General features: G+C 71.8%; 13 protein-coding genes. 10 read left to right on the forward strand and 3 right to left on the reverse strand.

All coding sequences use genetic code 11. The features are described from left to right. Positions 1-85 precede the first annotated feature (85 nt). Both ACFWPQ_RS06380 and ACFWPQ_RS06385 read right to left on the reverse strand, forming a co-directional pair. Positions 86-856 carry a DeoR/GlpR family DNA-binding transcription regulator gene (locus ACFWPQ_RS06380; RefSeq protein WP_384030504.1) on the reverse strand — a complete coding sequence of 257 codons (771 nt, stop codon included), beginning with the start codon at positions 854-856 and terminating at the stop codon, positions 86-88. A gap of 245 nt (positions 857-1,101) precedes the next feature. Continuing rightward, entirely contained in the window at positions 1,102-1,911 is an 810-nt protein-coding gene (locus ACFWPQ_RS06385; RefSeq protein WP_384030506.1) for an NAD-dependent epimerase/dehydratase family protein, read from the reverse strand. 284 nt (positions 1,912-2,195) lie between these two features. On the opposite strand from ACFWPQ_RS06385, the gene ACFWPQ_RS06390 reads away from it, so the two are divergent. Together ACFWPQ_RS06390 and ACFWPQ_RS06395 are read left to right on the forward strand one after the other, a co-directional pair. Next, positions 2,196-3,137, forward strand: a complete 942-nt coding sequence (locus ACFWPQ_RS06390) for a 5-dehydro-4-deoxyglucarate dehydratase (RefSeq protein ID WP_384030508.1) — start codon at positions 2,196-2,198, stop codon at positions 3,135-3,137. Positions 3,138-3,253: 116 nt separating this feature from the next. Next, positions 3,254-4,411 (forward strand): hypothetical protein, encoded by a 1,158-nt coding sequence (locus tag ACFWPQ_RS06395; protein WP_384030757.1) that lies wholly within the window; start codon positions 3,254-3,256, stop codon positions 4,409-4,411. Here ACFWPQ_RS06395 and ACFWPQ_RS06400 read toward each other — a convergent pair. Then, positions 4,354-5,583 carry an MFS transporter gene (locus ACFWPQ_RS06400; protein ID WP_384030510.1) on the reverse strand — a complete coding sequence of 410 codons (1,230 nt, stop codon included), beginning with the start codon at positions 5,581-5,583 and terminating at the stop codon, positions 4,354-4,356. The two genes, ACFWPQ_RS06395 and ACFWPQ_RS06400, sit on opposite strands and share 58 nt — an antisense overlap. A 144-nt stretch (positions 5,584-5,727) precedes the next feature. Between ACFWPQ_RS06400 and ACFWPQ_RS06405 the strand changes: the two genes are divergently transcribed. The 8 genes from ACFWPQ_RS06405 to araD all read left to right on the forward strand — a co-directional run bounded on the left by ACFWPQ_RS06405 (position 5,728) and on the right by araD (position 14,075). Continuing rightward, positions 5,728-6,135 carry a DUF6010 family protein gene (locus tag ACFWPQ_RS06405; RefSeq protein WP_384030512.1) on the forward strand — a complete coding sequence of 136 codons (408 nt, stop codon included), beginning with the start codon at positions 5,728-5,730 and terminating at the stop codon, positions 6,133-6,135. Between the two features lie 40 nt (positions 6,136-6,175). Further along, the gene (locus ACFWPQ_RS06410; protein WP_384030514.1) at positions 6,176-6,757 is read left to right on the forward strand and encodes a TIGR03086 family metal-binding protein; all 582 of its coding nucleotides are present in this window, start codon (positions 6,176-6,178) and stop codon (positions 6,755-6,757) included. Positions 6,758-6,853: 96 nt separating this feature from the next. Next, positions 6,854-7,606 carry an MBL fold metallo-hydrolase gene (locus ACFWPQ_RS06415; RefSeq protein ID WP_384030516.1) on the forward strand — a complete coding sequence of 251 codons (753 nt, stop codon included), beginning with the start codon at positions 6,854-6,856 and terminating at the stop codon, positions 7,604-7,606. Positions 7,607-7,824: 218 nt separating this feature from the next. Continuing rightward, positions 7,825-8,196, forward strand: coding sequence for a hypothetical protein (locus ACFWPQ_RS06420; protein WP_384030518.1), 372 nt, complete (start codon positions 7,825-7,827; stop codon positions 8,194-8,196). A 17-nt stretch (positions 8,197-8,213) separates the two neighbouring features. After that, positions 8,214-10,601 carry a caspase family protein gene (locus ACFWPQ_RS06425; protein ID WP_384030520.1) on the forward strand — a complete coding sequence of 796 codons (2,388 nt, stop codon included), beginning with the start codon at positions 8,214-8,216 and terminating at the stop codon, positions 10,599-10,601. 164 nt (positions 10,602-10,765) lie between these two features. Then, positions 10,766-11,422, forward strand: a complete 657-nt coding sequence (locus tag ACFWPQ_RS06430) for a GntR family transcriptional regulator (protein ID WP_384030522.1) — start codon at positions 10,766-10,768, stop codon at positions 11,420-11,422. Beyond that, positions 11,419-12,330, forward strand: a complete 912-nt coding sequence (locus ACFWPQ_RS06435; protein WP_384030524.1) for a dihydrodipicolinate synthase family protein — start codon at positions 11,419-11,421, stop codon at positions 12,328-12,330. The genes ACFWPQ_RS06430 and ACFWPQ_RS06435 overlap by 4 nt, the downstream gene beginning before the upstream one ends. Next, the gene (araD, locus tag ACFWPQ_RS06440) at positions 12,327-14,075 is read left to right on the forward strand and encodes an L-arabinonate dehydratase (protein ID WP_384030526.1); all 1,749 of its coding nucleotides are present in this window, start codon (positions 12,327-12,329) and stop codon (positions 14,073-14,075) included. The genes ACFWPQ_RS06435 and araD overlap by 4 nt, the downstream gene beginning before the upstream one ends. Positions 14,076-14,120 lie beyond the last annotated feature (45 nt).

The following is a 14,120-nucleotide window of genomic DNA, read 5'->3' on the forward strand; positions in this document are numbered from 1 at the left end:
GATGGGGAGATCTGGGGAACTTATGGGGATATAACGGATCCACGCGGGCGTGGAGTGCTGCGGCTCGGGGACTGTTCTCGGTGGGTCAGACGCGGATGACCTGGGGGCCCTGGAGTGAGTAGCGGTGGGCCTCGGAGGCGGGCAGCAGGGTGCTGGTGACGATGGTCTCCAGCTCGCCGATCTCCGCGAACCGGCAGAAGCTGACCGCCCCGAACTTGGTGTGCACGCCGGCGAACACGGTGCGGCGCGCGGCCCGGATCGCCTGCGCCTTCACCTCGCTGACCGCCGGGTCGGGGGTGGTCAGGCCGTGCTCGCGGGAGATGCCGTTGGCGCCGATGTAGGCGAGGTCGACGACGAAGCCGGCGAGCATCTTCGTCGTCCAGTGGTCGACGGTGGCGAGGGTGCCGGAGCGGACCCGGCCGCCGAGCAGCAGGACGGAGACGTTCTCGGCCTCCGCGAGCGCGCCGGCCACCGGCAGGGACGCGGTGACCACGGTCAGCGGCCGGTCCCCGGGCAGCGCCTCGGCGATGAGCTGGGGGGTGAAGCCCTCGTCGACGAAGACGGTCTCGGCGTCGCCGAGCAGCTCGGCGGCGGCGGACGCGATCCGGCGCTTCTCCGGGACATGGCTGGTCGACCGGAACGCGAGCGTGGTCTCGAAACCGGCGCTCTCCACCGGGTAGGCGCCGCCGTGGGTGCGCCGCACCAGCCCGTGGTCCTCCAGGGCGCGCAGATCGCGCCGGATGGTCTCCTTGGCCACGCCCAGTTCCGCGGCGAGCTCGGTGACGTCCACGGAACCGGTGGTCCGGGCGGCCCGCACGATCTCGCGCTGGCGCTCTTCCGCCGTCCTGGTGGTCATACCGTCACCCACTTCCCTGTGGAGCTGCCCGTTCGGGCCATGGGGGAAGTTGTACCTCCGGCGCACGGCCCTGACCAGGCCTGTTGCCAACCCGATGCTGCCCGTGTACGCCCGATTGCGCTCGGGCGTGCCCGTCTCGGACCTGGGGCGCTGCTGTGGGTCACGTGAGATCGGGCATGATCCGTGCCCGAATGCGAAGCGGACGGGCCCGTTCGGTGCCCGTCCGCTGTCGTGAGGGGTGGTTTTCAGTACGGCCAGATCGGCGGGTCGTTCACGAACCGGCCGCCCAGGTGGGTGTGGGCCGGGTTCCCCGGGTCCAGTTCGCCGTGCTCGGCGATCAGCTTGGCGGCGAACTGCTCGGAGTCGTCCTGCGGCTCGTAGCCGAGCGCCCGCGCGGTGCCCAGGTCCCACCACAGCCTGGTGTTGGCGGAGGAGCCGTAGACGACGGTGTGGCCGACCTCCTCGGCGGTCAGGGCCGCGTGGAAGAGGCGGGCGCCGTCGGCGGGGCTCATCCACACCGAGAGCATCCGCACGTCGGCCGGCTCCGCGAAGCAGGAGCCGATGCGGACGGAGACCGTCTCCAGGCCGTGCTTGTCCCAGTACAGCTGGGCGAGGTCCTCGCCGAACGCCTTGGACAGGCCGTAGAAGGTGTCCGGGCGGCGCGGGGTGTCGATCGCGATGACGGGGTCGCCCGCGCCCGGGGCCGGGGTGAAGCCGACGGCGTGGTTGGAGGAGGCGAAGACGATGCGCGGGACGCCCTCCTGGCGGGCGGCCTCGTACAGGTTGTAGGTGCCCTCGATGTTCGAGCGGAGGATCTTCCCGAAGGGTGCCTCCAGGGAGATCCCCGCGAGGTGGAGGACCGCGTCCACGCCCCGGACCGCCTCGCGCAGCGCCGCCGTGTCGCCGAGATCGGCGGTGATCGCGTCCGGTTCGCCGTCGATCGGACGCACGTCGAACAGGCGCAGCTCGTAGCCGTACTCCGGGAGCAGGGACCGCATCAGGGTGCCGAGTCCGCCGGCGGCACCGGTGAGCAGTAGCGTGCGGGGAGTGGGCATCCACGGTCTCCTTGGATCAGTGCCGGTCGCGTCCGTGTATGGCATTCACATTCATGGACACGCTAGGGAGGTGCGACGTGCCGAGTCAAGTGTGCCGTGGAGTGCGGGGATCCGCTCGACTGTTGGTCGTTTGTCGCCTTGACCGGCCCGGAGGCGGCCTCGTAACGTGGTCACGTTCATGAATATAGACGCCGATCAGAAACATGCATCGACATGCCGATCTGTCAGATCTACCCGGTCTGTTCTGCAGCGAACGGTGTCGACCGCCTCGACAGGGAGCGCCCGTGACGCCAGCCCCTCTCGCCGCCCGGCTTCGTGACCCGCGCGGGCCGCTCTTCTTCCCGGTCACCGCCTACGGGCCCGACGGCTCCCTCGACCTCGACACCTACCGCGAGCACGTCCGCCGGGGCGTCGAGGCCGGCGCCGCCGCCGTCTTCGCCTGCTGCGGCACGGGGGAGTTCCACGCGCTGCTGCCCGAGGAGTTCGAGGCCTGCGTCGGCGCGGCCGTGGCGGCGGCCGACGGGCGGGTACCGGTGGTGGCAGGCGCCGGCTACGGCACCGCGCTCGCCGTACGCTACGCGCGTCTCGCCGAGGCCGCGGGCGCCGACGGCCTCCTCGCCATGCCGCCCTACCTGGTGGTCGCCGGCCAGGAGGGCCTGCTGCGGCACTACCGGGAGGTGGCCGCGGCCACCTCCCTCCCCGTGATCGTCTACCAGCGCGACAACGCCGTGTTCACCCCGCCCACCGTCGTCGAACTCGCCCGCACCGAGGGCATCATCGGCTTCAAGGACGGCCTCGGCGACCTGGACCTCATGCAGCGCATCGTCAGCGCCGTCCGCACCGAGGTCCCCGGCGACTTCCTCTACTTCAACGGCCTGCCGACCGCCGAACAGACCCAGCTCGCCTACCGGGCCATCGGCATCGACCTCTACTCCTCCGCCGTCTTCTGCTTCGTCCCCGAGATCGCCCTCGCCTTCCACGCCGCCCTGCGCGACGGGGACCGGGCGACGGCCGAGCGCCTGCTGGACGGCTTCTACCGCCCGTTCGTCGAACTCCGCGCCCAGGGCCGGGGATACGCCGTCTCGCTCGTCAAGGCCGGGGTACGGCTGCGCGGCCTGGAGGTCGGCGAGGTCCGCCCCCCGCTGCACGAGCCGGCCGAGGAGCACGTGAAGCAGCTCGCCCAGCTGATCGAGCGCGGGTACGCGCTGCTGGAGGAGGACGCGTGAGCGCGACCGGAGGAGGACGCGTGAACACGACCGGAGGAGAACGCGTGGGCTCGACCGGAGAAGGACGCGTGGGCTCGACCGGAGGAGGACGACCGCGCGCGTCCGCGGAAGGCCGGCTGAAGGCGTCGGCGTTCGTCTACCCCTGGGACGTGACCGGGGACCCCGAGGCCGCGGACCGCATCGCCGCGCTCGGCGTGCACCAGGCCACCCTGGCCTCCGCCTACCACTCCACCCGCGCGCTGACCCCCCGCCACCCCCGCCACCGCATCGTCACCGCCGAACACGCCGCCGTCTACTACCCGACCGACGACCGCTGGACCGGCCGGGAGCTGCGCCCCTACCCGGCCGGCGACTGGGCCCCCGGCGACGCCTACGGCGCGGCGGCCGAAGCCCTGCGGGGCGCCGGCCTCGACGTGCACACCTGGGTGATCCTCGCCCACAACTCCCGCCTGGGCGCCGAGCATCCGGACACCTCGGTCGTCAACGCCTACGGCGACCGCTACCCCTGGGCCCCCTGCATCGCCCGGCCCGCCACGCGCGCGTACCTGGCCGACCTCGCCGCCGAGGCCGCCGTACGCCCCGGCGCGGCCGGCACCGAACTGGAGTCCCTCGGCTGGTACGGCCTCCAGCACCTGCACGCCCACGACAAGACGGCCGGGGTCGGCCTGGGGGACGCCGGCCAGTACCTGATGGCGCTCTGCTTCTGCCCCACCTGCCGCACCGGGTACGGCGAACAGGGCCTGGCCGCCGACGAGCTGGCCGCCGCCGTACGGGAGGCCCTGGAGCCGCTCTGGCGGGGCGCCGCCGACGACGCCGGCTGGCCGACGGTGGAGAAGCTGCTCGGCGAGCCGGTGGCGGCGGCCACGTGTGCGTGGCGCGACGGACAGGCCCGCACGCTCCAGGAGACGGCCGTGGCCGCGGTGCGAGCGGCGGCCCCCGAAGGCTTCCAGGTGCTGCTGCACGCCGACCCGGTGACGTACCACTGCGGAGCCAACGTGGGCGTGGACCCGGCCTGGATCCTGTCCGTCGCGGACGGCGTCGTGGTCCCCTGCACGGGCGGAACGGCCCTGCTGACCCCCTTCGCCGAGCACGCGCGGGACGACACCGTCCTGGCCGCCAACCTCACGGTGGTCACCGGGATGGGCGGCAGCCCCGGGACCCTCGCCGCCGACGCGGAGCGTGCCCGTGACCGGGGCGCGACCGAACTGCGGCTGTATCACGCCGGGTTGGCGTCCGACGGTGACCTGGCGGCGGTCCGGGAGGCGTTGCGCTGAGCCAGTGACCCGGCGGTCGCCAGCAGCGCGCCGCCGAAGAGCAGCAACAGCAGTCGGTGGTCGACGAGTTCGACCAGGGCGGCCCCGACGGCCAGCCCGACCACGTTCGGTGTGAACATCAGCGTGTCGGCCGTCGCGGTCGCCCGCCCCAGCGCGGCGGCCGGGATCTCGCGCTGTACGGCGGTGTAGGCGGCGATCAGGACACAGGGCAGGCCGAGGCCGCCGGCGAGGCTGCACGCGAGCAGTGCTATGTCACATTCCACCACCCGCCCGGCCACCGCCACCCCCGTCAGCGCGATCCCGCACGCCGCGAACCCCCGCTCCCCGAGCCGCCGCAGCGCGGGCCCCGCCACCAGCCCGACACCGACCGAGCCGACGCCCTGGACGGCGTACATCACCCCCGTGTAGGCGGGGGAGTGGCCGAGGGCGGCCACGACCGCGTAGTTCAGGCTGCTGCCGAGCGAGGCGAGGCACATCGTGGCGCCGCCGGCCCGGACGAGCGGCCGCAGGGCGGGGTGCCCCCAGAGCAGCCGGACCCCCTCGGCGGTCTGCCGCCGCCAGCCGCCGCGCGCCCGTCCGGGCCGCTCCTCCCGCACCCGGAGCAGCGCACACAGCCCTGCCGCCAGCACGAAGGTGCAGGCGTCCAGCAGCACCACGCTCGGCCCGCCGTACGCCGTGTACAGCGCGGCGCCGGTCAGCGGGGCGACCAGCTTCATGCCCTCGCGGGCGGTCATCCGCAGCCCGTTGAAGTCGCCGAGGAGGGCGGGGTCGACGGCGGCGACGACGAGGGCGGATTCGGCCGCGTCCTCGACCACGCCCGCGGCACCGTAGAGGACGAGGACGGTGAAGAGCAGCCAGACCGAGGCGGGGGAGTCGACGGCCACCAGGGGCAGCAGCAGGCCGGCGAGACCGAGGTTGACGCAGATCAGGAGGGGTTTACGGCGGACACGGTCGGCGAGGGTGCCGAGGGCGGGGCCGAGGAGGGCGGGGGCCCAGAGGGCGGCGGTGCACAGGGCGGCGAGGCCGTCGGAACCGGTGAGGTCCTTGACCCAGACGCCGCACACGAGCCAGAGCGCGGAGGTACCGAAGCCGGAGACCACGACGCCGGTGAGGTACAGGGCCGCGTTGCGGTCGCGGAGCAGGCGGGCCACGGCCCAGGAACTGGTCGTCATGCCTGGTCATCGTCGGTCTAAGGCGGGGGTGCGGGGATCGGGAAGGTGCCTTAGGACGCGGTGCGGACCGCCCGGCGGGAATCCGTCGGAACCTGTCCGTCCTGCCCATGGGGCAGGTGCGGCCGCAACTCTAGCGTCGGCCTCATGCGCTACCTCGCACCGATCCTCATCGGTCTCGCCTACGTCCTCCTCATGTCCCTCCTCCGCGAACCGCACCGGCGCCGCCTCAACGCGGTGATGGTGGCCGGCGCGGGCGCCGCGTACCTGAGCGGCGGCGGCCTGGGCGGCTGGGAGTTCGCGTTCACCGCACTGGCCACCTGGGTCGCCTACCGGGGCCTGGACTCCTGGACCTTCATCGGCGTCGGCTGGCTCATGCACACGGCGTGGGACATCGTCCATGACATCAAGGGCTCGCCGCTGATCCCGTCCCTCCTCGACTCGTCGTTCGGGTGCGCGATCTGCGATCCGGTGATCGCGCTGTGGTGCTTCCTGGGCGGGGTGTCGGTATGGCGGATCGATGAGTTTCGCAAGGCGGTCCGGTCCACCCCCTGAAGCAGACGGCGACCGAGCCGGTGCACCGGGAGGCAGCACGATGACTGGTACGACCATGATCGACCTCGGCCCGCAGGCGAGGATCGTCGCGGAGCTCGCGGAGCGGGTGGCGGACGGGCAGTTGGCGGAGTCGACGCCGTGTCAGGACTACGCGGTCCGCCACCTCCTGGGCCATGTGGCGGGCCTGTCCGTGGCCTTCCGGGACGCCGCCCACAAGAAGCTGGGGACCACCACCGACCACCGCCCCGACGCGTCGCTGCCGGTGCTCGGGCCGCAGTGGCGGCAGGAACTGCCCAAGGCGCTCGACGCACTGGCACAGGCCTGGCGGGACCCGTCCGCGTGGGACGGCATGACGCGTGCCGGCGGGGTCGACCTGCCCGGCGGGGTGGCGGGCGCGGTGGCCGCCGACGAACTGGTCGTCCACGGCTGGGACCTGGCCCGGGCCACCGGCCAGGAGTACGTCCCGGACCCGGCGGCGCTGGAGGCGGCGTACGGCTTCCTGCGGATGGCGGCGGCCGGCGACCGCGGCCCGTTCGGCCCCCTCGTGCCGGTGCCGGAGGGTGCGCCGCTGCTGGACCGCGCGGTGGGCCTGAGCGGCCGGGACCCGGGCTGGAAGCCATAGCGGACCGGCCGCGAAGGATCAACCCACAAGCGAGCCGAGCTGCGAAAGGGCGCGATCCGTGAGCGGGCGGGGACCCGGATCCGTACTCTCCTCGCCATGCCCTTGAGCCTCACCGTCCTCGGTACCGCCGCTCCCCACCCGCGGCCCGGCCGCCCGTGCTCCGGTTACCTGGTGCGCGGCGGGGGCGCCGAGGTGTGGGTGGACGCGGGGACGGGGACGTTCGCGGAACTGCAGCGGCACACGGACCCGGCGCGGCTCACGGCGATCTGGATCTCGCATCTGCACGCGGACCACAGTGCGGATCTGCTGGCCGCCGCGTACGCCTACGCCTTCGGCGGACTGACACCGGCCGCACCGATCCCGGTCTACGCGCCACAGGCGTGCGCGCAGCGGCTGGCGGGCTTCTTCGGCCGGCCGGATCTGAACTTTCTGAGCGGGGTGTTCGACTTCCGGCCGCTGTACGACGGCCACGCCGTCCAGCACTGGAACCTGCGGCTCGCCACCCGGGCGGTGGCTCACGGCACGGAGGCCTACGGGCTGCGCGCCGAGTGCCAGGGGAGCGTGCTCGCGTACTCCGGAGACAGCGGACCGTGCGCCGCCCTGGCCGAGCTGGCCGTCCGGGCGGACGTCTTCCTGTGCGAGGCCGACCTCGACAGGCATCGCGAAGACGAACGGGTTCACCTGACCCCGGAGGACGCGGGACGGATCGCCCGGGACGCGGGGGCGCGCGAGCTGCTCATCACCCATGTGGGGCCGGCCCTGACCCGCGAGATGGCGGCCACCCGGGCGGGAGTCGTGTCGGAACGGCCCACCAGCGTGGCGCGGGAGGGGGAGTCGAGGGGTTTCTGAGGTGCTCGCGACACGGCGGCATCCGCTTGTCGGCACCCGCCCATTCCCGGGACCGCACTGCATTCACTGCATTCCCTGCTTTCCGCGTCATACCGCCCACCGCGCGCGGTTATGGTCCGAATCCGTCAACTCGCCTTCGAGTGCGCGGAGTTCACGCTACGATCCATCTGATCTCGTCGTCTTCTGCCGCACCCGATGCGCTGTGGGGGATGGTTCCCGTGGACGTGAAGCTCTTCATCGAGCAGCAACCCGGCGAAGAATCCGGTGACCTGAGTGAGTTCGCCGATGATCTGAAATCGGAACTCACGCATTCCGGCAAGGGTGATGTCGACCTCCTGTTCGAGGAGGCGGAGCCTGGTGCTCCTGTGACGCGAGGAACCCTGGCGGTGGTGGGCGCACTTTTGGTGCGGCTGGAGGAAGTCGGCCGGCTGCGGGACCTGCTGCATTCCCTGTTCAACTGGATGACGCGTACGGATCGTGCGGTGGAGATTTCCGTGGACGGCGTTGAAATGAAACTCACAAGGGCGACGCCGGAGCAGCAGCAGAGGATCATCCAGGCAGTTCTGGACCGTATCGCTGCCGACTCCTGAAACGAGAGGCCGAGGCGATGACACACGATGTGCGTCGGCTCTTCTACGCGCTGGGCGCGGCGAACTATCACGCGGACCGGCAACTCGCTCCGCTCGCGGGCGTGGAAGAGGACCTCATCCGGATGACCGAGTTGTTCACGCGGGAGTTCGCCTACGAACCCCGCCCGTCGGAACCGTTCCTCGACAGAGCCGCGGAAGAGGTGCGCACGCACCTGGTCTCTCCCGGCGACGAGCCGTTCACCGAGGCGGACACGGTCGTGGTCTACTACGCCGGTCACGGGGAGCACATAGGCGACCGTCACTACCTGATGTGCCCGGACAGCCGGCGCGGGAAGCCCACCTCGACGGCTCTGCCCACCGAGGACCTGGTGCGGATTTTCACCGAGCGCAACGTGCGGCGGCTGCTGCTCGTCGTCGACACCTGTTACGCGGCCCGTGGCGCGGCCGACGCCATACGCGAAGTCGCCCACCAGGTCGCCCTCAACATGGGCAGGCAGAACGAGGCGTTCAACGGCAGGCTGGTCTCCTTTTCGATCATCTCCGCCGCGCGCAAATACCAGAGGGCCGCCGATTCCGCCTTCCGCACCGCACTGGAAAGCGCGATCGAGAGTGGCGAGTGCGGTGGAATACGCTCCAGGAAACTGCTGCTGGAGACGGTCGTCGAAGTCGTCAGTGAGAAACTCAAGGAGCAGGGCCACGACCAACAGGACGCCACCCTCGCCACGCTGCTGACCGATCGTGACGATCCGCCGTTCCTCCCCAACCCGCGCTACGACCCGGACGCTCCGCCGGAATCCGTCAGCGTCGCGGAACTGAGGAACTGGTCCCGCAGCGCGTTGCCCCCGAAGGAGAAGCGGGCAGCGGCGGCGAGCTGCTTCACCGGTCGGAATGCGGCTCTCCAACACCTCAGGGCCTGGGTTTTCGACACCGAGGACACAAGCCGCCCGCTCGCGGTGACCGGAGCACCGGGAACGGGGAAGACGGCGCTGCTGACGGAATTCCGGCGGTTGCTGGAGGCGGAGACCGGAGGGCCGGGCCCGCTGCCCCCGGTGACGGTCGTTCTCGTCGACGCGCGTGACAAATCAAGGGCCGACATCGTCAGAGAGGTCGCCACAGCCGAGGGTGTCGCTCCCGAATCGCACTATGACGCACTCAAGACCCGCCTTCGCCCGTTCATCCTGCTGGTCGACGCCGTGGGCGAGGCACCCGAGACGGCGGGCTCACCGGGTCCCGGGGAAATCGTCGAGCTCTTGAAGGACCTGGCCGAACTGCCCACGCTGCGCGTGATCACGGCAGTGCCCTCCGCGCTCCTCACCGATCTGGGCCCCGGCGACCGCCTCGACCTGGACGACCCCCGCTGGGACAGCGAAGCCGACCTGCACGCCTGCGCCACCCGGCTGCTGCTCCATCCGGACGGTCCCGGAGGCGAAGCGGTCCGCTCCGCCGACGAGGCCTCCCGGCAGGCGGCGGCGATCGTGGCCGGCGCCCGCGGCAACCGTCTCCTGATCCGGCTGCTGGCGCAGTACCGCCCGGAGACCGCGGACCGTACGCCGAGCGCCGACCCGCCGACGATCGGGCAGGTGTTCCGCGAGGCGCTGCGAGCGCGGTGCTCCGACGACCGTGAGTTCACCACCATGGCGGCTCTTCTCAGCGGCCTGGCCTTCTCCCACGGAGCGGGACTTCCGTGGGGCGGACGGCTGTGGCCACGGGTGATGGCGAAGGTCTTCAACAACGGCGAACCGCTCCGCAGCAGGGATGTCCGACGGCTGCTGGACGTGGCCGGCCCCTTCCTGGTGGAGACCCTCGACTCCGCAGGCCGGACCGTCTACCGGCTGTATCACGAGACATTCGCCGAGGAACTCCGCGCCACGGCACCGGCACGCGCCCGCGAGGACATCGCCGCCGCGCTGAGGGAGGAACTCAAGGAGCGATACCGCGAGCAGAGCGACCGCCCCGTCGACCCCTATCTGCGTACCCGTCTGCCGGCCCACGCCGCGGACGCCGGCGCCGTCCGGGACCTCCTCCAGGACCCCTGGTTCGTCGCGACGACCGACTCCGCCACGATCAGGTGGCTGCTGAACCACGAGCCGGCTGCCTGGCGGGAGGCGCAGGCGGCGCTGGACTTCGTCAAGCTGCGGGACCGAGGACAGGACGGGATCACGGACCTGCAGCTCCTTTGGGCTGTCGCGTCCGTGTGGGAGTCCCGGACCATGCTGCTGCGTCTCGTCCTGGAGCACGAGCTGCCTCTCGACCGCTTCAGCAGCGTCGTGACCATCGGGTGTACAGGCCCGGTGAGGTACGGGCAGACGACCACGGAAGACGGGCAGCACACGATCGTCGTGGAGAGCTCGACCGGCACCGACCTCGTCGTCGAGGCGGTACACACCGGCACACAGAGGACGTAGTCAGCCACCCCACCGGCCACCTCTGTCAGAAGCATTGACGAAACACAGCCGCCCTCCTACCTTCATCCGCGTCGCACTTCATACGTCATATATGAGACGCGATACGTGAGATCAGATACGTCAGATCAGGTCCCGCACCTGATACGTGACCCCGAGAGGCGCGCATGACCTCTGTGCCCATGCCGATTCCGTCCCGTACGCAGTTCGTGCTGGACGCGATCAAACACCGCATCCTGACCGGGCAGCTGACGCCGGGTCAGGCCCTGGTGGAGACCGAGCTCGCCGCGCAGTTCGGGGTGTCCAAGACCCCCGTGCGGGAGGCGCTCAAGACCCTCGCCGGGACCGGGCTGGTCGTGATGAGCCAGTACAAGGGCGTCACGGTGCGCATGGTGGACGCGGACATGGCACGCGAGGTCTACGACGTACGGCTGCTCCTCGAACCCGAGGCCCTCCGGCGGGCCGTACGGCTCGGCGCCTCCCTCGACGCCGCGCGCGACGCCCTCACCCGCGCCGACGCCGCCGGCGACACCGCCGAACGCTCCCTCGCCAACCGGGACTTCCACCGCGCCCTCTACCTCCCGTGCGGCAACCCGCTCCTCGGCCGGATGCTCGACGAGGTCCGCGACCAGGCCGCGCTCGTCTCCGCCGTCGCCTGGGCCGCCTCCCCCTCCTGGGAGCAGGAGGCCGGTGAGCACCGCGAGATCCTGCGGCTGGCGCTCGCGGGCGACGCCGACGGTGCCGCCCGCACCCTGCACGCCCACATCGCGTCCTTCGTCGACCGGGCCTTCCCCCGGGCGGCCGACCAGGAAGGCCAGGAATGAGCAGCGTGGCGTTCGAGACCCAACGGGCGGCCCTGGCCGACGTGGTGGCCATCCCGGTGACCCCCTTCGCCGCGGACGGCAGCGTCGACCAGGACGCCCACCGGGCCCTGCTGCGCCGGCTCCTCGACGGCGGCGTCCGCACCCTGACCCCCAACGGCAACACCGGCGAGTTCTACGCCCTCGCCCCCGAGGAGCGGCGGCTCGTCACCGAGTCGACCCTCGACGAGGTCCGGGGCGCGGCCGTCGTTCTCGTCGGTGTCGGGCACGACCTCCCCACCGCCGTCGCCTCCGCCCGGCACGCCCGCGAGCACGGCGCACACATGGTGATGGTCCATCAGCCCGTCCACCCGTACGTCTCGCAGGCCGGCTGGGTCGACTACCACCGGGCCGTCGCCGCGTCCGTCCCCGACCTCGGCGTCGTCCCGTACATCCGCAACGCCCAGCTCCCCGGCGCCCGCCTCGCCGAACTCGCCGACGCCTGCCCCAATGTGATCGGCGTCAAGTACGCAGTCCCGGACGCCGCCAAGTTCGCCGCCTTCGCCCGGGACGCGGGGCTCGACCGCTTCGTCTGGGTCGCGGGGCTCGCCGAACCCTACGCACCCTCCTACTTCTCGGCCGGCGCCACCGGCTTCACCTCCGGCCTCGTGAACGTCTCCCCGGCCGTTTCGCTGCACATGATCGAAGCGCTTCGATCGGGTGACTATCCGGCCGCCATGAAGGTCTGGGAACAGATCCGCCGCTTCGAGGAGCTCCGCGCCGCGAACGGCTCCGCCGACAACGTCACCGTCGTCAAGGAGGCGCTCGCCTCCCTCGGCCTCTGCCGCCGCGACGTCCGCCCGCCCAGCAGGCAGCTGCCCGAGGAAGAGCGCGCCGAGGTCGCCGCCATAGCCGCCGGATGGTCGATATGAACGCACCCGACACGACCCCGCCCCGCAGGAAGCCCGAGGAACTGCGCAGCCACCAGTGGTACGGCACCGACGGGCTCCGCTCCTTCAGCCACCGCGCCCGCACCCGCCAGCTCGGCTACCTCCCCGAGGAGCACCTCGGCAAGCCGGTCATCGCGGTCCTCAACACCTGGTCCGACATCAACCCCTGTCATGTACACCTCCGCGACCGGGCGCAGGCGGTGAAGCGGGGCGTCTGGCAGGCGGGCGGATTCCCGCTGGAGTTCCCGGTCTCCACCCTCTCGGAGACCTTCCAGAAGCCGACCCCCATGCTCTACCGCAACCTCCTCTCCATGGAGACGGAGGAACTCCTGCGGTCGTACCCGGTCGACGGGGCCGTGCTGATGGGCGGCTGCGACAAGTCCACCCCGGCCCTCCTCATGGGTGCGGCCTCCGTCGACCTGCCCACCGTCTTCGTGCCCGCGGGGCCCATGCTCCCCGGTCACTGGCGGGGCGAGGTGCTGGGCTCCGGCACCGACATGTGGAAGTACTGGGACGACAGGCGCGCCGGTCTCATCGGCGACTGCGAGCTGGCGGAGCTGGAGAGCGGGCTCGCCCGCTCGCCCGGTCACTGCATGACCATGGGGACCGCCTCCACCCTCACCGCCGCCGCCGAGGCGCTCGGCGTGACCGTCCCGGGCGCGTCCAGCATCCCGGCCGTCGACTCCGGGCACGACCGGATGGCCGCCAGGTCCGGGATGCGCGTCGTCGAACTCGTCCACCGGGACCTGCGGCTCTCCCGGCTCCTCACCCCCGAGGCCTTCGAGGACGCCGTCACCACCGTCCTCGGGCTCGGCGGCTCCACCAACGCCGTCATCCACCTCATCGCCATGGCCGGCCGCGCGGGGGTGCGGCTCACCCTCGACGACTTCGACCGCATCGCCCGCACCGTGCCCGTCCTCGCCAACGTCCGCCCCGGCGGCCGGAGATACCTCATGGAGGACTTCCACTTCGCGGGCGGCCTGCCCGGCTTCCTCTCCCGCATCCCCGACCTGCTCCACCTCGACCGGCCGACGGTGTCGTACGACACCTACCGCGAGCAGCTCGCCGGCGCCCGGGTGCACGACGACGACGTCATCCGGCCCCGTGACAACCCGGTCGCGAGCGAAGGCGGGGTCGCCGTGCTGCGCGGCAACCTCTGCCCGGACGGCGCGGTCATCAAGCACATCGCCGCCGAGCCCCGCCTGCTCAAGCACACCGGTCCCGCCGTCGTCTTCGACGACTACCGGACCATGCAGCGCACCATCGACGACCCGTCCCTCGGGATCACCGCCGACAGCGTGCTCGTCCTGCGCAACGCCGGGCCCAGGGGCGGCCCCGGCATGCCCGAGTACGGCATGCTGCCCATCCCCGACCACCTCCTCAAACAGGGCGTGCGGGACATGGTGCGGATCTCCGACGCCCGGATGAGCGGCACGAGTTACGGCGCCTGCGTGCTGCACGTCGCGCCCGAGTCGTACGTCGGCGGACCCCTCGCACTCGTCCGCACCGGGGACTCCGTCACCCTCGACGTCCAGGCGCGCACCCTCCGGCTCGACGTGGACGACGAGGAGCTGGCGCGGCGCCGGGCGGAGTGGACGCCGCCGCCCGCCCGGTACGAGCGCGGATACGGCGCGCTCTACGACGCGCAGATCACCCAGGCCGACACCGGCTGCGACTTCGAGTTCCTGGCCCGGCCGGGAGAAGTCCCGGACCCGTACGCGGGCTGACCGCCCGGCTTCCTTCGACGATCGTCGAAGCGCTTCAACCACGCC

Origin of the sequence: Streptomyces sp. NPDC058464 (assembly GCF_042721035.1) — a bacterium.
GTDB lineage: Bacteria > Actinomycetota > Actinomycetes > Streptomycetales > Streptomycetaceae > Streptomyces.

Coding starts and splice junctions, on each gene's coding strand:
- ACFWPQ_RS06380 (WP_384030504.1), bottom strand. CDS start 856: ATGACCACCAGGACGGCGGAAGAGCGCCAGCGCGAGATCGTGCGGGCC.
- ACFWPQ_RS06385 (WP_384030506.1), bottom strand. CDS start 1,911: ATGCCCACTCCCCGCACGCTACTGCTCACCGGTGCCGCCGGCGGACTC.
- ACFWPQ_RS06400 (WP_384030510.1), bottom strand. CDS start 5,583: ATGACGACCAGTTCCTGGGCCGTGGCCCGCCTGCTCCGCGACCGCAAC.
- ACFWPQ_RS06405 (WP_384030512.1), top strand. CDS start 5,728: ATGCGCTACCTCGCACCGATCCTCATCGGTCTCGCCTACGTCCTCCTC.
- ACFWPQ_RS06410 (WP_384030514.1), top strand. CDS start 6,176: ATGACTGGTACGACCATGATCGACCTCGGCCCGCAGGCGAGGATCGTC.
- ACFWPQ_RS06415 (WP_384030516.1), top strand. CDS start 6,854: ATGCCCTTGAGCCTCACCGTCCTCGGTACCGCCGCTCCCCACCCGCGG.
- ACFWPQ_RS06425 (WP_384030520.1), top strand. CDS start 8,214: ATGACACACGATGTGCGTCGGCTCTTCTACGCGCTGGGCGCGGCGAAC.
- ACFWPQ_RS06430 (WP_384030522.1), top strand. CDS start 10,766: ATGACCTCTGTGCCCATGCCGATTCCGTCCCGTACGCAGTTCGTGCTG.
- ACFWPQ_RS06435 (WP_384030524.1), top strand. CDS start 11,419: ATGAGCAGCGTGGCGTTCGAGACCCAACGGGCGGCCCTGGCCGACGTG.
- araD (WP_384030526.1), top strand. CDS start 12,327: ATGAACGCACCCGACACGACCCCGCCCCGCAGGAAGCCCGAGGAACTG.